Genomic DNA, 16,824 nt, shown 5'->3' on the forward strand with positions numbered 1-16,824 from the left:
TCTCTCCTTATTCGGTGGCGTTGAGGGCGTCGCCCACGGCGTTGATCAACGCGTCGATCTGCGCTTCGCTGCTGATGAACGGCGGCGCCAGCTGCAGAGTGTCGCCGCCGTAGCGCACGTAAAATCCGCTTTCCCAGCAGCGCATCGCCGCCTCGAAGGGGCGCCGCGCCGGTTCGCCCGGCCGCGCCGCCAGCGTGATGCCGGCCGCCAGGCCGATGTTGCGAATGTCGGCGACGTGTTTGGCCCCCTGCAGACTATGCACCGCGCGCTCGAAATAGGGCGCCAGCGCCTGCACGCGTTCCACCATCTGTTCGCGCTGCAGGATGTCTAGCGTCGCCAGCGCGACCGCGCAGCTGACCGGATGGGCGGAGTAGGTGTAGCCGTGCGGGAATTCGAGCTGGTAGTCCGGTTCACCGCTGTCCATGAAGGTGCGGTAGATCTCCGGCCGCACCACCACCGCGCCCATCGGCTGCGCGCCGTTGGTCACCTGTTTGGCGATGTTCATGATGTCCGGCGTGACGCCGAACGCCTCGGCACCGGTCATCGCGCCGCAGCGGCCGAAGGCGGTGATCACTTCGTCGAAGATCAGCAGAATGTCATGTTGGGTACAGATCTCGCGCAGGCGCTGCAGGTAGCCGACCGGCGGCACGATCACCCCGGCGGAACCGGAGAAAGGTTCGACGATCACCGCGGCGATCGTCGAGGCGTCGCGCAGCGCGATGATGCGGCTGAGCTCATCCGCCAGCTCCGCCCCCTGTTGCGGCATGCCGCGCGAAAAGGCGTTGCCGGCCAGCAGGGTGTGTGGCAGGTGATCCGCCTCGGCGCCGGCGCCGAACGCCTTGCGGTTGCCGGCGATGCCGCCGACCGAGATGCCGCCGAAGTTAACGCCGTGGTAGCCCTTTTCCCGGCCGATAAAGCAGGTTTTTCCCGCCTGGCCTTTGGCGCGCCAGTAAGCGCGTGCCATTTTCAGCGAGGTATCCGCCGCTTCCGAGCCGGAGCCGGTGAAGAACACGTAATCCAGCCCCGCCGGCGTCAATGCCTTGATCTTGTTGGCCAGTTCGAACGACAGCGGATGGCCGAACTGAAACGCCGGCGAGTAATCCAGCGTCGCCAGTTGGCGCTGGGCGGCGGCGGTGATTTCCTGCCGGCCGTGCCCCAATCCGCAGCACCACAATCCGGACAGGCCATCGAAAATCTTTCTGCCGTCGTGGCTGGTGTAATACGCCCCTGCGGCCTGAGTAATGATGCGCGGCTGCGCTTTAAAATTGCGGTTGCCGGTAAAAGGCATCCAATGGGCCTCTAATCCTTCGGCATCGAGACGATTCAGCGGGTAATTTTCAGCGGCCATGTTTTCCTCCGGACAGGAAAATAAGTGCGATTAATTAAATAAAACGAGTTGTTAACGAATTGTTGTGCGAAATTGACTATGTACCGCTTGTTCTCTACTGTGAATAATCATATGTCGAAACTTACTTAAGGTTTTATGCAAGTAAAAAAGCGCGCGTTGTTAGGGCAATTGTCGGATATGGATCTGCGTTTGCTGCGGGTATTCAAGGCCGTGGTCGACTGTGGCGGCATGAGCGCCGCCGAACTGGAGCTGAATATCAGCCTGTCGACCATCAGCAAGCACATCAAGGACCTGGAGCAGCGGCTGGGCCTGACGCTGTGCCAGCGCGGGCGCGAGGGCTTTGCGGTCACCGACGAGGGGCTGTTGATCTACCAGGAAACGGTCAACCTGCTGGCGGCCACCGAGGCCTTCCGTCGCGGGGTGGACGAGGTGCATCAGCGCATGGGCGGGCAGCTGCACGTGGCGATATTCGACCATACGGTCAGTAATCCGCAGGCGCAGATCGGCCGGGCCATTGCGTTATTCAGCGAGCGCGCGCCGGAGGTTTCTTTGCAAATGTATGTGGAGCCGATTAATACCATTGAACGCGGCGTTATTGACGGGCAATTTCAGGTTGGGGTTATTCCCATGCACCGCAGCGCAGAAAGTTTATCTTATCATTCGTTATTCAGTGAGAGGATGTTCTTATATTGCGGCGCGCAGCATGAATTATTTTCCGCCAGTCATGAAACATTAAATTGGGATCTGCTGCACAATTATGCCTTCGCCGGATTAGGCTATCATTCGCCGAATATGGAACTGAGCCTGCAGCAACATTTGCATCGCAAGGCGACGGGATTTGCGCAGGAATCGATAGCGACGTTAATTCTGTCCGGCAAATACGTCGGCTTTTTGCCGGATCACTACGCGGCGTTTTTTGTGGCGCAGAACCTGATGCGGGCGATCAAACCGGCGCTGTTCCGCTATCACTGCGAATACTCCAGCGTGCTGCGCCGCTCGCCGGTGCCGCAGCGGGTGGTGAAGCTGTTCCATGAGTGCCTGCTGGCGGCCCACGGAACAGCGTGACGCTTACTGCTCTTTCTTCTTGCCGAAGATTCTGATCAGCGCGCCGACCAGGATGCCGACCGCGATGCCGGCGAAGATCCAGCCGATGATGCCCATTTCCTTACTCCTGCTAGTGCGTTGATCTGATTATATAATCATTCGACGCGAAACGCCTCTTCGATCATCCGTTGCCGCTGCGCCGGCGCATAGTCGATCCAGGAATTCTTGCTGTTGGATTTCTCCAGCGCCACCGCCAATTCCTGGCCGGAAATCGGCAAATCGTCCTGCCAGAACGGCGCGATGGCGTGACGGGTGATGAAATCGGTCAGGTAGCTCTCCGGGCTGCCCTGCCAGTGCGGATACAAGCGCGCGGCCAGCTCGGCCATCAGCGCGCGCTGCTGCGGCTGTTCGCTGCTTTCCAGCAGGGCGAGGAACGGCAGCAGCAGGCGGCCGCAGACCTGGCCGTGATGGTAGTCGCGCAGTGCGCCGATCTCGCCGGCGATGCCGTGAATGACCCCCAGCCCGGCGGCGCTCAGCGTCAGCCCCCCGAGGTACGAAGCTTGCATAATCGCTTCGCGCGCCGCGTCGCTGCGGTTGAGCGCCGGCCAGGCCGCAAGGAAGTGGCGGATGCCGCTTAACGACATGTCGCGCGTCATGGCACCGGCGGTTTTCGACAGATAGGCCTCGAACAGGTGGGTGAAGGCGTCGATGGCGCAGTAGGCCAGCACCTTGTCCGGGGCGCCCGCCAGCAACTGCGGATCGAGAATGGCGGTATGCGGCACGAAGTTGTTATGGCGCAGCGAGGCCTTCACTTTGCTGACCTGGGTGTCGGTGATCACCGCGTTCTGCGTCACCTCGCTGCCGGTGCCGGCGGTGGTAGGAATGGCGATCAGCGGCAGGGTGGCGCCGCTGATTTTACTGTCGCCCACCTTTTCCATATAGCGCAGCGTCGGCAGCGGGTGCTCCACCAGCGCGGAGAACGCCTTGGCGGCGTCCAGCACGCTGCCGCCGCCGATGGCCACCACGCGCCGCACCTGGCCGCGCCAGCGCGCCACCCAGGCGTCTATTTCCTGCGGCGACGCCTCGTGGCTGACGATCTCAGTGCCGATGAACAGCGGCGTCAGCGACTCGCGCAGGCCGGCGTACACCGGGCCGTTGAGAAAAGAGCGGCAGCTGAACAGCAGCGTCGGCTGCGGATCGGCCAGCAGCAGCGGCGGCAGCTGTTGGATGCTGCCGTGGCCGAACCAGGTCTGGCGGTTGGCGATGATGTGGCTGACGGACATGAGGTCTCCTTGACGGCGTTGCGGGGCGCGATGCCACAGCATAAGCCAGCGGGCGCGGAGCGGCCACCGCTTTCCCCGCCGTGGCAACCTGTGAGTTGTTTAACATGTAAACGATCTCGTTCTTGCATTTCGGCGCGCCGGATGCTTTTTTTAACAGTACCGGCCGTCATGCGGCCAACCCCATCCGAAATCGGTAGATTGTTAATGTATTAATAATGGCGAGGCGGGTATGGATATTCAGGTTGAACGCTTGTCTGCGGTGATCGATGCGGTGGCCAGCCCGCGTTTTTATCCCAGCCTGCTGAACTGGCTGGAAGGGTTTTTCGCCTTCGACAACGCCATCGTCTATGCCTTCGAACGCGGCCGGCCGCCGCGCTGCCTGATCAAAACCGAGCGGGAAAACAGCGACGCGGTCAACCAGATCTACCAGCAGGGCGCCTACCTGCAGGATCCGTTTTACCGCGCGCTGAACGACGGCGGCGAAGGCGAGGTGCTGACGCTGCGCCAGCTGGCGCCCTGCGGGTTTTATCACAGCGACTATTACCGTAACTTTTATCGCAAGACCGGCTGGCACGACGAGGCCGGGGTGCTGCTGCAATTGACGCCGGAGCGCGGGCTGGGCGTGTTCTTTGGCTCGGCGCGGCGCACGGTGGCGGTGCGCTACCCGCAGCGGGCGGATCTGCGCAGCGCGCTGACGCTGGTGAAAAGCGTGGCGCGGCTGCACGGTGAGGTGGTGGCGGCGCCGGCCGATGCCGCGATGGTGAACGACGACGGCGCGCAGGCGCGCTATCTGCTGACGCCGCGCGAGCGCGAGATCGTCGATCTGATCCTCGCCGGCTGCGGTTCGCAGCAGATCGCCGACCGGCTGTTCATCAGCCTCGGCACGGTAAAAAATCACCGCAAGAACATCTACGGCAAGCTGAACATCGGCTCGCAGGCCGAACTGTTCAGCCTGCTGCTGACCGCACCGCAGCGGCGCAGCGCGTGAATGTTAATTTTTTGTAGCGAATGTCCCTAAGGGGACATAGCGGCACGGCTGCTGCCTCCCGATAATCCGATGTCATGGCATAGGCAATCGGGAGTGCGGCAGTGAACAACGAAATCGAGTCCTTAACCTACTACGCGGCGACCAAAAAATACGATCTGCGCTTCCCGACGCTGGAAGAGGATCTGGACGTCGACGTGGTGATCATCGGCGGCGGCTTCTCCGGTATCAACACCGCACTGGAGCTGGCAGAGAAGGGCATCACCAACATAGCCATCCTCGAAGGCCGCTATCTGGGCTACGGCGGCACCGGACGCAACGGCGGCCAGGTGATGGCCGGCATCGGCCACGATCTGGAGAAGATCAAACGCCACGTCGGCCCGTCTGGGCTGGAAACCATCTTCAAGATCAGCAACCTCGGCGCCGGCATTATCCGCGAGCGCATCAAGAAATATGACATCGACGCCGACTTCTGCTTCGGCTACGGCTATCTCGGCAGCAACGCGCGCCAGGAGAAGACCCTGCGCGGATGGCTGAAGGAGTTCAGGGCGGTGGCGCCGGACGAAGAGATCGAGCTCTACACCGGCGCGGAGGTGAAGCAGGTGGTGGGCTCCGACGCCTATACCTGCGCGCTGAAACACATGGGCGGTGGCCATGTGCATTCGCTCAACCTGTTGCTGGGCGAGGCCAGGGCGCTGAGCGGCTACGGGGTGAAAATCTTCGAAAACAGCAGCGTGCTCAACGTGGAATACGGGCCGCGCATCACGGTGCGCACCGCCATGGGCTCGGTGCGCGCCAACAAGATGCTGTGGGCCTGCAACGGCTTCCTCAACGGCATGGAACCGCAGATCTACCGCAAGACTATCAACACCTACGCTTTCCAGCTGGCCACCGAGCCGCTGTCTGACGATCTGATCCGTCAGATCAGCCCGATCCGCGGCGCCTACAGCGACATTCGCCCGGTGATCGACTATTACCGGGTGACCAACGAAAACCGGCTGCTGTTCGGCAGCGCCACTCGCCTGATCGAATATTTCCCGTCGGATCTCAAGGCCTGGAATCGCAACCTGATGCTGAAGGTGTTCCCGTACCTGAAAGACGTGAAGATCGATCTGGCCTGGGGCGGCCCGCTGTGCTGCAGCGCCAACCTGTTCCCGCAGATCGGCACGCTGCCGGATCGCGACAACGTGTTTTACGTGCAGGGCTACTCCGGCTTCGGCGTGACGCCGAGCCACATCGTGTGCAAGGTGCTGGCGGAGGGCATGAGTGAAGGATCCGATCGTTACGATCTGATGAGCTCGATCCCGCACGTCAACATCTTCGGCAAGGACAAGCTGCGGCGAGTGATGACCACCGCCGGTAAGGTTTGGCACCAGACATCCGGCTATTGGAAAGGCCGCCGTTAATCCTCAGAGGAGAATGACATGAAACCGTTACTGCTTAAACAACCGCTGCCGGAACTGCTGGAGATCGGCAGCGTCAGCAACCTGGGCGCCACGGTGATCGCCGGCACGCCGACCGTCGGCGTGGCCAGCATCTTCGGCGAGCCGACCGACAATCTGAACTGTGGCGTGTTCAGCTGCACCCGCGGCAGCTTCGTGATGGAATATCCGTTCGCCGAGCACGCCACGGTGTGGGAAGGCAGCGCCACCCTGACCAACGAGCGCACCGGCGAGTCGGTGCAGTACCAGGCCGGCGACTCCTGGTTCGTCGAGAAGGGCACCCCGGTGCGCTGGGACATCACCTCGGATCGCTTCGTCAAACACTACCTCGCCATCGTCGAGGGCTGACGCCGCCATGCCCCCCTCAGCCCGCTGAGGGGGAGCGCCTTAACCTAACGCCCGCGCAATAAAGTCGCTTACCCGCTTGAGGATCTGATCCTTATTGGTTTCGTTAAAGCTCTCGTGCCGCCCGCCCGCATTGATCATCCGTTCGAAATCGTCGCCCCGCAGGCGATCGAGCGCGGTTTGCGTTTCGCTCATCAGCACCAGCCGATCGTCGTCGCCGTGGATCCACAGCGTAGGCAGCGCGCCGAACCCCGGCCCGGCGTTGATGGCGGCGAGGATCCGTTGCATGGCGCGCAGGGTGGGGCGTTTGAACGGCCCGTGCCACACCAGCGGATCTTCCTGATACGCCGCGCCAACCGCCGGATCGCGTGCCAGGGTGGCGGTATCCAGCGGCGCGTCGGGGATCGTCGGCAACTCTGCCAGATCGGAGATCGCCGTTCTGTCGCCGAGCAGCGGGCCGGACAGCACCAGCGCGCTCACCTCCTCGGCGTGGCGCTGCGCGTAGCGGGTGGCGATCATGCCGCCCATCGAGTGGCCGATCACCACCAACGGCAGCGTCGGATACTGTTGGCGAAGATGCTCGACCACGCGCTGAACGTCGTCGACGACGGCGTCATAATCCTCGATCAGCACGCGCTCGCCCTGTGACAGGCCGTGGCCCAGATGATCGGGGCCGAATACCCGCGCGCCCTGCGCCTGCAGCGTGCGCGCCACGTATTGATAGCGGCCGAGATGTTCGCCGTAGCCGTGCACCAGCAGCGCCAGATAGCGCGGCTTGTCGTTTCCCCAGTCATGCAAGGCGATGTCGCCGTGGCGGCCTTTGATAAAGCTGACGGTTTGTTCGGGCATGTTATTGTTCTCATGGTGGTAGGGTTGCCCTTCAGCGTAGCGGTTGGCGGCGAGGTTGTCAGGGGCGCCGGATGCGGTGCCCGCAGAGAGGACATTACAGACCGAACTGGCGCGCCAGTTCGTCGAGCGCTTCGCGCTGGAAGCGATTGAAGGCGTCGCGCGGCTGCTGTTGCTGGATGAACGCCAACAGCGGATCCTGCACTTCAGTGCGCACGCCGCTCAGCTGCTCCATCACCGCCAGCCCGCAGAACGGCACGTAGGATTCGGCGTAGCCGCCTTCATGCACCATCACCAGTTTGCCGCCGCACAGCCGGTCGGCGGCGTCTTGCACCAGCGCGGTCATGGCGCGGAAGCTGTCGCTGTGCAGCTGCATGCGCGCCAGCGGATCGAGCGCGTTGGCGTCGTAGCCGCAGGCGACGATGATCAGCTCCGGCTCGAATTTTTCCAGCGCCGGGATGACGATGCGCCGCATGGCGTGCAGGTAGCCGTCGTCGCCGGCGCCGGCCAGCATCGGCACGTTGACGTTGCAGCCCGCCCCGGCGCCTTCGCCGCGATCCTGTTCGCCGGAATAGCCCGCCGGGAAGCAACCGTCCTGATGCAGCGACAGCGTTAGCACGTCGCCGCGCTGCCAATAGATGTGCTGGGTGCCGTTGCCGTGGTGCACGTCCCAGTCGAGTACCGCCACCTTGCCCAGGCCGTAGCGGGCCTTGGCGCGCTCGATGGCGATGGGAATATTGGCCAGGAAGCAGAAGCCCATCGATTGATCCGGCAGGCAGTGGTGGCCCGGCGGGCGCGACAGCGCATAGGCGTTATCCAGCTCGCCCTGCAGCACCGCTTCCACCGCCGCGCAGGCCAGCCCGGCGGAGAGTTTGGCGATTTCATAGCTGCCCGGCCCCAGCGGCGCCTCTTCCCCCAGCAGGCCGCCGCCGCTGTCGCTCACCTGTTTGAAGCGCTGCAGATAGTGGGCGGGGTGGATGCGCAGCAGGTCTTCTTCCGTCGCCGGTTCGGCGCTCAGCAGGGTGAGCTGGCGCGACAGGCCGGACACGTCCATCAGGTTCTTCATGCGCCGTTTGGTTTCCGGCGATTCGGCGTGGCCGGCGCCCGAAGGCGGTTGCACCCAGCCGCCGACCGGCAGGGTGGTGGCGTGCAGGCCGGTGCTGTGCCAGAAACAGCGTTCATCAAACAAGAAACCGGTTGTTCTTTTCACCTTTCTCCTCCTGTTATACGGCGCGGTGTGCGCGGTGAAGCCAGCGAAATCAACAGCAGCGACAGCAGCGCGCAGCCCAGCGCGCCGAACAGCAAGGCGTTGAAACCGCCGGAAGATTCGATCAGATAGCCGGCCAGCGTCGGGCCGATGGCCATGCCGCCGCCGATCACCAGGTTGATGCCGTTCATCAGCTTGCCGTCGTTATCCAACCCGGCGACCCGCGCGAGAATGAATGGCAGCACGAAGGTCCAGGTGAATTTGAACAGCAGGGCCGCCAGGGCGAAGCGCAACAGCAGGGGCTGGCCAGTCAGCAGCGCCACGCTGGCCAGTAGCAGGGCGTAACCGAGCACGATCAGGCGTCCGCCGCCGAAGCGCGCGCCGATCATCGCCGCGGCCCCCGCGCCGACGATGCCGAGCAAGGTGGCGATGGCCAGCACCTGGCCGCTGTGGGCCGGCGACAGCCCGGCGCCGGCGGCGATGCCGCCGATGAAGGTCCAGACCGCACTCAGGCTGATGTAAAAGGTCAGCACCGCCATTACGGCGCACAGCTTGCGCGCCAGCGAAGCCGTGGGGCCGCTGCGGTCGGCGCGGGCGGCGGTGAAGCCGCTGGGAAACGCCGGGATGAGCGGCAGGCAGCACAGCATGATGGCCGCCAAAATCAGGTAGACCGCCATCAGGCCGAAGTGCGCGAACAGCGGCGGCAGCACCAGCAGCCCGACCGCGCCCAGCACCAACTGGCCGAGCACCCAGAAGGCATACACCCGGCTGGGATTGGCGGTGCCGGCGGCGCAGGTGATGCACAGGATCATCAGGGTGCCGCCCGCCAGCGAGGCGATAAAGCGCAGCGGCAGCAGCAGGGTGAAGTCCTGCACCAGCGCCGAGGCCAGGTTGCCGGCGATAAACACCAGCGCCGACAGCGTAGCGACCCGTCGCCAGTTGATGCGCCCGATCCACCACCACGCCGGCAGCGTGGCCAGGCTCATGGCGCCGAGTTCGGTGGAAAACAGGTGGCCAATCTGCGCCGGGCCGAGCTGCCACTGTGCGGCGAGCTGGGCGGCCACGGCGGGGGCGGTCATCAGAATGCCCGGCGCGATGGCGGCGAAGACGATAATGGCGGTCAACAGCCGCGGCGGGCAGGGGAGCGCCGCGCCGACGGCGGGCGCGGAAACCGAATCACTGGACATAAAGCTTATTCCCCAAGCGTTGAGTGACGATGAAATATCCCGCCAGGCCCGATTGCGGGCAGGGGGAGGCCGCGCCATAGATGGCGAATACGTTCTGACGTTATTTTCCGGACGCCGGCGACGGCGGCCGTTATCGGGCGTTAACCGTGGGCGAGAAAGCCGCTGGCGACCAGTTCGGTGCGATTCACCACGTCGGTTTTGGCGAAAATATTGCGCATATGGGTTTTCACCGTAGACAGCGAAATGCCCAGTTTCAGGGCGATGCGCTTATTGCTGGCGCCTTCGCGCACCATATTGACGATCTCTTGCTCTTTGGCGGTCAGCATCTGCGCCTCGCTGTCGGGCAGCAGATCGCGCGTCGCCAGCTCGATCAGCGGCAGCACCGCGCGCAGGCGGCCGCGCTCCACTTCGGTGAACGGCGTATCGCGGATCAACGACACCCCGGCGACGATGCGCTTACGCTGGCGGATGAAAATCTCCGTCATGTCGCGCATGTCGTTCGGCAGCATAAAGTCGTGGTAATAGCGGCGGTTGCCGGCGATCGCCGCCGGGCTCATGCCGACCATGGTGATGTCCTGGCGATGGAAATTGGCCGGCTGCAGCGGGTCTATCTGTTGGAAGTGGTTCAGGTACTGCTGATGCGTTTTATCGGGCATGCCGTGCAGGATGTAGTGATCCGGCCGCAGGTTGCGATCGACCAGATAAAACACCCCGGCGGAGACCGGGATCAGGTGCGTAATGGTCGCCAAACAGCTGTTGATAAAGGCATCGGATGCGGTGCTGTGCATGATTCGTGTTCCTCCCTTTATCGTTCAATCTGGAGAATGTTGGCGGTCAATATATGAACGATACAAGCATAGTTGTAGCAATTTAGCAACACAATAAAAACATATTAACAACGTGAGGCTGATTGCAATAAAACACATAAATAACAAGATGACACTGCGTTAATCAGGGCTTTTTCATTCGGATTTATCGCGATTTTCATTAATAGGTTAATGAAATAGTTCACCGCTTTTCTCGCTGAATTTACAGCGCTTTTCAATGCCTGCCCGGGTGCAGCCCTCGCCGCCCTGCGCGTGCTACAGCCGCTGCTGTCGTCGCCGTCCCTCATTCTTAAGAACGATAGCCAGGCTTTTCCGCCGCTTTCTACACTGCGAATTGAAGATAGCGCCAGGCGGCGCCAAACGTATAAGACGAAAAAATGATGACCTTTCTCGGGCTGAGGCGTCGGGTTGTTCAGTCCGCATGACCATACAGGGGACGGACGATGCAGAAAAAAACGTTGGCGGTGGCGTTGAGCGGCGCCTTATCGGGCCTGGCACAAGGAGCGGACGCCGATCGCCCCAATGTGCTGATCATTCTGGTGGACGATATGGGCTACTCCGACATCAGCCCGTTCGGCGGCGAGATACCGACGCCCAACTTGCAGGCGCTGGCCGAACGGGGCGTGCGCATGAGCCAGTACTACACCTCGCCGATGTCGGCGCCGGCGCGTTCGATGTTGATGACCGGCAACACCAATCAGCAGGCCGGCATGGGTGGCATGTGGTGGTATGAGAGCACCGCCGCGCAGCCGGGGTATGAAATGCGCCTGACCGACCGCGTGACCACGCTGCCGGAGCGTTTTCGCGACGCGGGCTACGCCACCATGATGGCGGGCAAATGGCATCTGGGCTATGTCGACGGCGCCAAACCGACAGATCGTGGCTTTGAGCGTGCCTTCGCCTTTATGGGCGGCGGCACCAGCCATTTCGACGACGCGAAACCGCTGGGTACCGTGGAAGCATTCCATACCTTCTACACCCTGAACGGCAAACGCGTGTCGCTGCCAAAAGATTTTTATTCCAGCAAGGCCTATGCCGACCAGCTGGAACGGTGGATCCGTGATACGCCGCAGAGCAAGCCGATCTTCGCCTATCTGGCCTTTACCGCGCCGCACGATCCGCTGCAGGCGCCGGATGACTGGATCGCCAAATTCGACGGCAAATACGACGCCGGCTATCAGCTGGCCTATCAGCAGCGCATTCAGCGCCTGAAAGCGCTGGGATTGATTTCCGATCGCACGCCGATGCCGACGCTGGCGCTGGATAAGGCCTGGAACGCGCTGACGCCGGAACAGCAAAGATATGAAGCCAAGACCATGCAGGTGTATGCGGCGATGATCGCTTATATGGACGATCAGGTCGGCGCGGTGTTGAACACCCTGAAGCAGACCGGCCGCGACCAAAATACGGTGATCGTGTTCGCCACCGACAACGGCGCCAACCCCGCCAGCGGCTTTTACTACGGCTCGAAGCCGGAGTATTGGCGGCAGTTCGACAACAGCTACGCCAACCTCGGCCGCAAGGGATCGTTCATCTCTTACGGGCCGCACTGGGCCAACGTCAGCAATGCGCCGTACGCCAACTACCACAAGACCACCAGCGCGCAGGGCGGCATCAACACCGATTTCATCATTTCCGCGCCAGGGTTGAAGGGCCGCGGCGGTATCGATCGCACGCCGATGGCGGTGTATGACATCGCGCCGACGCTGTACGACTATGCCGGCATCGACGCCAATAAACCGCTGAAGGCCAAGCCGACGCTGCCGATGGTCGGCGTCAGCTTCAAACGCTATTTCAGCGGCGAGGCCGACGGCGTGCCGCGCGCGACCTACGGCGTGGAGCTGCATAACCAGGCCGCCTACGTGGATGGCGTCTGGAAGCTGCGGCGGTTGGTGAAGGCCGGGCCGACGGCGCAGATGGCGCCGTGGGGGCTGTTCAACCTGCATGACGATCCGCTGGAGACGCGCGATCTGGCCGCCGCCGACCCGGAGCGGGTCAAACGGCTGAGCGAGGCGTATCGCCGCTTTGCGCAGCAGAGCATGGTTATTGAAGCCAAAGGTGCAGCGATCGACTATCTCGGCGTCGACGCCAATACCGGCGACTACATCGGCCTGGATCCGCAGACCCACAAACCGTTGCCGCAGGCGGCGCCATGAACCTGGCCCAGCTGCGCGCGCAGCAGATCCCGGTAGAGAGCGAACCGCGCGCGGCGGCGCCTTTTCACCTGCTGGTGAAACCGATCGGTGCCGGCTGCAACCTGGGCTGCCGCTACTGCTACTACCCGCAGCGCCAGCAAGCGCGGACGCGCAAGATGGACGACGACCTGCTGGCGGAGTTTATCCGCGGCTACATTGCCGCCCAGCCGCGCTACAGCCGCGAGATCAACTTCGTCTGGCAGGGCGGAGAGCCGCTGTTGGCGGGGATCGGTTTTTACAAGCGGGCGCTGGCGTTGCAGCGCCGCTTTGCGCCACTGGGCGTGCGGATCAGCAACAGCCTGCAGACCAATGGCACCCTGCTGAACGATGCCTGGTGCCGTCTGTTCCGGCAGCATCAATTCATCATCGGCGTCAGCCTGGACGGCGATCGCGAGGTGCAGGACGCCCATCGGCCGGACAAGCGCGGCGGCGCCAGCTATGACGCCGCGCTGCGCGGCATCGCGCTGCTGCAGCGCCATCAGATCGATTTCAACCTGCTGATGGTGGTGCACGACGGCGTCGCGGACCGCGCCGAGGCGATCTACGATCATGCGGTGGCGATCGGCGCGCGCTATCTGCAGTTTCAGCCGCTGATGCTGGAAGGGGACGCGCCCGCCGCGGGTTACGGGCTGAGCGCCGCCAACTGGGGGCGTTTCATGCTAGCGGTGTACCGCCGCTGGCGCAGCCGCGGGCACGTCGGCCAGGTGTTTGTGATGAACATCGAACAGGTCTACGCGCAGTATTTCACTCACGTCAGCCCCAGCTGCGTGCACGCCGAACGCTGCGGCGGCAATCTGGTGATGGAGCCGGACGGTCGCCTCTACGCCTGCGATCACCTGATCAATGCGCAGCACCTGCTCGGCCATGCCGATCGGCAGACGCCGCTCGCCACCCTGGCGGCAAAGGCGGCGGAGATGCCGTTCGGCAAGAACAAAAGCCTGCGCCGCGAGTGCCAACGCTGCAGCGTGAAAAGCGTCTGCCAGGGCGGCTGCCCGGCGCATGTGGGCGAAGATCGCTACAACCGGTTGTGCGCCGGCTATTACGCCTTCTTCTCCGCGTTGCTGGCGCCGCTGCTCGCCTACCCGCGCAGCCCGCAGGGGGCGATGCAGTGGCGCGCCGCCGTGAGCGCGGCCGCAGGTTGAAAGCGTCTCGTCCTTAAGGACGATAGTCAGCATTTTCCTTTCCTCTCTATAGTGAGATGACCGCCACTGGCGGTGAAAAACCTGCAAGCACCTGCATGCATCAGGCCAAAACTATAAGAGGAAATAACCATGAACCTGTCGTCGCGGTTGCACGCCCACCTGGCTCGAGGCAAGGTCGGCTTTCCCACCACCCTGGCCAGTTCGGTCGGGGTGATCATGGCCAGCCCGGTGATCCTGACGGTCACCAGCGGCTTCGGCATCGGCGGCGACACCTTCGCGCTGGCGATGCTGATCGCCTTCATCATGATGCAGGCGCAGCTCACCACCTTCTCCGAAGCGGCGGCGCTGCTGCCGACCTCCGGTTCGGTTTACGACTACATCTCCTGCGGCATGGGGCGCTTTTTCGCCATCACCGGCGCGCTGTCGGCCTACCTGATCGTGCATATCTTCGCCGGCACCGCCGAGACCATTCTCTCCGGCATCATGGCGCTGGTGAACTTCGAGCACCTCAACACCCTGATGGAAAGCCACAACGCCTCCTGGATGGTCGGCGTCGGGTTGGTTGTGGTGTTCGGCCTGCTCAATGCGTTCGGCATCGAGGCCTTCGGCAAGGCGGAGATCGTGCTGACCTTCGCCATGTGGAGCACGCTGGTGATCTTCGGCATCGTCGGGCTGCTGTCGCCGCATGCGGTGCCGCTCGAGGGTTGGTTCGGCAGCACGCTGAGCCTGAACGATCCCTTCGCGGTATTCAGCCTGATCGGCATGGCGATGTTCATGTTCGTCGGCTGTGAGCTGGTGACGCCGATGGCGCCGGAGATCAAACGCTGCGATCGGGTGATCCCGCGCGCCATGGCGCTCGGGCTGTGCGGCGTGGCGGTGTGCATGGCGCTGTACGGCGCGGCGCTCAGCCACCAGGTGGAAAACGTGGTGGTCGATGCCGCCAGCGGCACGCGCCTGCTGGAAACGCCGATGGCCATCCCGGCCTTCGCCGGCCAGGTGATGGGCCAGTTCGGCAAATACTGGCTGGGCGTCGGCCTGCTGCTGGCGGCCGCGGCGACCATCAATACGCTGATGGCGGCGGTGCCGCGCATCCTTTACGGCATGGCGCTGGACGGCGCGTTGCCGCGCATGTTCGCGTATCTGCACCCGCGCTTTAAAACGCCGGTGGTCGGCATTCTGGTGGCGGTTCTGATCCCCTGCGTGCACGCCTTCGCCATTCAGGGCAACCTCGACAAGATCATTCCGTTGGTGCTGGCGGCGGTGTGCGCCTGGGGCGTGGCCTACCTGCTGGTGACCTGCTCGGTGGTCATCCTGCGCCTGCGTCGCCCCGATCTGCCGCGCGCTTATAAATCGCCGTGGTTCCCGCTGCCGCAAATCGTCTCCAGCGTCGGCATCGTGCTGGCCATCGTCTACATCACGCCGCCGGGGATGAACCCGAGCGACGTTTACATTCCCTTCGGCTGGATGATCGGCCTGACCGCCGCCTATGCGCTGTTCTGGACGCTGTGCGTGCAGAAAGTGAATCCATTCAAGCCGGTGCCGGTCGAGCAGGTGCTGGAAAATGCCTTCGCCAAGGGCGAAAACGAGGAGGCGCAGTTTGATCGGCTTACTTCCCTCACTTAATCGCGCCTGGCGGCGAGCGCCGTCGGGCTATCGTCCGGGCGCCGCGCTGGATCGTCTGGCGCGCAACCTGGAACCCTACGCGTGCGAACGTCTGGCGCCGGGACTGCTGCGGCTGACGCTGCCGCAGGGGCCGCAGATCGAGGTCAGCGAACAGGTGCAGGGGCTGTTTATGGCGCATATCGTCAGCCATCGTTTTCGGTTGCAGGGCGCGTGCGCGGCGCAGCCCCCGCTGACGCTGGACGTGGTGACCGGCGGTTGGCTGCGGCGGCGCGGCGTGCGCTATCTGCTGCGCCAGCGCCATGCGGCCGCGCAGCGGGTGCTGGATGGCCTGCTGCGCTACCCGCAGATCGGCGAGACGCTGGCGCAGCTGGATTTTCGCCGCGTGCGGCTGACGGTCAAAGACGGGCGCTGGCAGGTGGATATCGAGCATTTCGCCGCATCGGAGGTGGTCAGCCGTTTGCCGGCCGGCCGCCGCTATCTGCGGCTGGACGCCGAACAGCGGCGGCTGCTGTTGAGCAGCCTGCTGATGATCGGCCAACTGATGGAGAAGCTGAATCATGAATAGAGTGGTTGTGATTACCGGCGGCGGCACCGGCGTCGGCGCCGCCTGCGCCCGTCTGCTGGCGGCGCAGGGCGATCGGGTGTTCATCATCGGCCGCCGCCCGGAACCGCTGGCGGCGCTGGCGCATGAGATCGGCGCGCAGGCGCTGGTGGGCGACGCCGCCAGCGGCGAGAGCTGGAACCACACGCTGCTGCCGGCCATTCTGCGCGACGCCGGGCGCATCGACTGCCTGATCGGCAGCGCCGGTGGCATGGACTTCAAGCGCATTACCGAGATGACCGACGAGCAGTGGCAAGGGGCGATGGACAGCAACCTCAACAGCGCTTTCGCCAGCGCGCGCGCCTGCTTGCCGGAGCTGATCAAGAGCGGCGGCAACCTGCTGTTTGTCGCCTCGATCGCCTCGCTGGCCGCCGGGCCGGAGGTCTGCGGTTACGTCACCGCCAAGCACGCGCTGATCGGACTGATGCGCTCCATCGCCCGCGACTATGGCCCGCTGGGCGTGCGCGCCAACGCGGTGTGTCCCGGCTGGGTGACCACGCCGATGGCGGACGAAGAGATGCAGCTGCTGATGGACGCCCATCAGATTTCGCTGGAGCAGGCTTACCAGATGGTCTGCCGCGATGTGCCGCTGCGCCGGCCGGCCAGCGCCGAGGAGATCGCCCGCGTCTGCCGTTTCCTCTGTTCCAGCGAGGCTTCAATCATTACCGGCGCGGCGCTGGTGGCCGACGGCGGCTCCACCATCGTCGATGTGCCGACATTGGCTTTCACTTCCCTGTAAGGAGCATTTC

15 protein-coding genes are annotated in these 16,824 nt (G+C 63.5%); 9 read left to right on the forward strand and 6 right to left on the reverse strand.

Annotated features, from left to right (window positions below):
* Window positions 1-7 precede the first annotated feature (7 nt).
* On the reverse strand, window positions 8-1,348 hold the full coding sequence (locus ACRAWE_RS19325) for an aspartate aminotransferase family protein (protein WP_063918093.1): 1,341 nt from the start codon (window positions 1,346-1,348) through the stop codon (window positions 8-10).
* Between the two features lie 135 nt (window positions 1,349-1,483).
* On the opposite strand from ACRAWE_RS19325, the gene ACRAWE_RS19330 reads away from it, so the two are divergent.
* Window positions 1,484-2,413, forward strand: coding sequence for a LysR family transcriptional regulator (locus ACRAWE_RS19330; RefSeq protein WP_211129456.1), 930 nt, complete (start codon window positions 1,484-1,486; stop codon window positions 2,411-2,413).
* Between the two features lie 134 nt (window positions 2,414-2,547).
* Here ACRAWE_RS19330 and ACRAWE_RS19335 read toward each other — a convergent pair whose 3' ends face one another.
* The gene (locus tag ACRAWE_RS19335) at window positions 2,548-3,675 is read right to left on the reverse strand and encodes an iron-containing alcohol dehydrogenase (protein WP_074055333.1); all 1,128 of its coding nucleotides are present in this window, start codon (window positions 3,673-3,675) and stop codon (window positions 2,548-2,550) included.
* Window positions 3,676-3,904: 229 nt separating this feature from the next.
* On the opposite strand from ACRAWE_RS19335, the gene ACRAWE_RS19340 reads away from it, so the two are divergent.
* The 3 genes from ACRAWE_RS19340 (at window position 3,905) to ACRAWE_RS19350 (ending at window position 6,450) form a co-directional block, all read left to right on the forward strand.
* Window positions 3,905-4,663 carry a response regulator transcription factor gene (locus ACRAWE_RS19340; protein WP_432525770.1) on the forward strand — a complete coding sequence of 253 codons (759 nt, stop codon included), beginning with the start codon at window positions 3,905-3,907 and terminating at the stop codon, window positions 4,661-4,663.
* 101 nt (window positions 4,664-4,764) lie between these two features.
* Entirely contained in the window at window positions 4,765-6,066 is a 1,302-nt protein-coding gene (locus ACRAWE_RS19345; protein WP_432525771.1) for an NAD(P)/FAD-dependent oxidoreductase, read from the forward strand.
* 18 nt (window positions 6,067-6,084) lie between these two features.
* Window positions 6,085-6,450 carry a cupin domain-containing protein gene (locus tag ACRAWE_RS19350; protein WP_019454941.1) on the forward strand — a complete coding sequence of 122 codons (366 nt, stop codon included), beginning with the start codon at window positions 6,085-6,087 and terminating at the stop codon, window positions 6,448-6,450.
* Between the two features lie 39 nt (window positions 6,451-6,489).
* On the opposite strand, the gene ACRAWE_RS19355 is transcribed toward ACRAWE_RS19350, so the two are convergent.
* The 4 genes from ACRAWE_RS19355 to ACRAWE_RS19370 all read right to left on the reverse strand — a co-directional run bounded on the left by ACRAWE_RS19355 (window position 6,490) and on the right by ACRAWE_RS19370 (window position 10,475).
* Window positions 6,490-7,296 carry an alpha/beta hydrolase gene (locus ACRAWE_RS19355; RefSeq protein WP_019454942.1) on the reverse strand — a complete coding sequence of 269 codons (807 nt, stop codon included), beginning with the start codon at window positions 7,294-7,296 and terminating at the stop codon, window positions 6,490-6,492.
* A gap of 94 nt (window positions 7,297-7,390) precedes the next feature.
* Window positions 7,391-8,503: a class II histone deacetylase gene (locus ACRAWE_RS19360; RefSeq protein ID WP_019454943.1), complete on the reverse strand. Its 1,113-nt coding sequence runs from the start codon at window positions 8,501-8,503 to the stop codon at window positions 7,391-7,393.
* Window positions 8,500-9,687, reverse strand: a complete 1,188-nt coding sequence (locus ACRAWE_RS19365; protein WP_432525773.1) for an MFS transporter — start codon at window positions 9,685-9,687, stop codon at window positions 8,500-8,502. Before ACRAWE_RS19365 ends, ACRAWE_RS19360 begins: the two co-directional genes overlap by 4 nt.
* A 140-nt stretch (window positions 9,688-9,827) precedes the next feature.
* Window positions 9,828-10,475 (reverse strand): helix-turn-helix transcriptional regulator, encoded by a 648-nt coding sequence (locus ACRAWE_RS19370; protein WP_019454945.1) that lies wholly within the window; start codon window positions 10,473-10,475, stop codon window positions 9,828-9,830.
* 482 nt (window positions 10,476-10,957) lie between these two features.
* Between ACRAWE_RS19370 and ACRAWE_RS19375 the strand changes: the two genes are divergently transcribed.
* The 5 genes from ACRAWE_RS19375 (at window position 10,958) to ACRAWE_RS19395 (ending at window position 16,814) form a co-directional block, all read left to right on the forward strand.
* Complete coding sequence (locus tag ACRAWE_RS19375; protein WP_432525774.1) at window positions 10,958-12,670, forward strand: arylsulfatase; 1,713 nt, start codon at window positions 10,958-10,960, stop codon at window positions 12,668-12,670.
* Window positions 12,667-13,851, forward strand: coding sequence for an anaerobic sulfatase maturase (locus tag ACRAWE_RS19380; RefSeq protein WP_432525775.1), 1,185 nt, complete (start codon window positions 12,667-12,669; stop codon window positions 13,849-13,851). The genes ACRAWE_RS19375 and ACRAWE_RS19380 overlap by 4 nt, the downstream gene beginning before the upstream one ends.
* A 129-nt stretch (window positions 13,852-13,980) precedes the next feature.
* Window positions 13,981-15,474 carry an APC family permease gene (locus ACRAWE_RS19385; RefSeq protein WP_432525776.1) on the forward strand — a complete coding sequence of 498 codons (1,494 nt, stop codon included), beginning with the start codon at window positions 13,981-13,983 and terminating at the stop codon, window positions 15,472-15,474.
* Window positions 15,449-16,039: a DUF3156 family protein gene (locus tag ACRAWE_RS19390; protein ID WP_019454949.1), complete on the forward strand. Its 591-nt coding sequence runs from the start codon at window positions 15,449-15,451 to the stop codon at window positions 16,037-16,039. The genes ACRAWE_RS19385 and ACRAWE_RS19390 overlap by 26 nt, the downstream gene beginning before the upstream one ends.
* A complete protein-coding gene (locus ACRAWE_RS19395) occupies window positions 16,032-16,814 on the forward strand; it encodes an SDR family NAD(P)-dependent oxidoreductase (RefSeq protein WP_432525777.1) in 783 nt (260 codons plus the stop codon). The genes ACRAWE_RS19390 and ACRAWE_RS19395 overlap by 8 nt, the downstream gene beginning before the upstream one ends.
* The last annotated feature ends 10 nt before the right edge of the window (window positions 16,815-16,824 follow it).

This window comes from Serratia sp. BFP-2025, assembly GCF_050880365.1.
GTDB classification, from domain to species: Bacteria; Pseudomonadota; Gammaproteobacteria; order Enterobacterales; family Enterobacteriaceae; genus Serratia; species Serratia surfactantfaciens.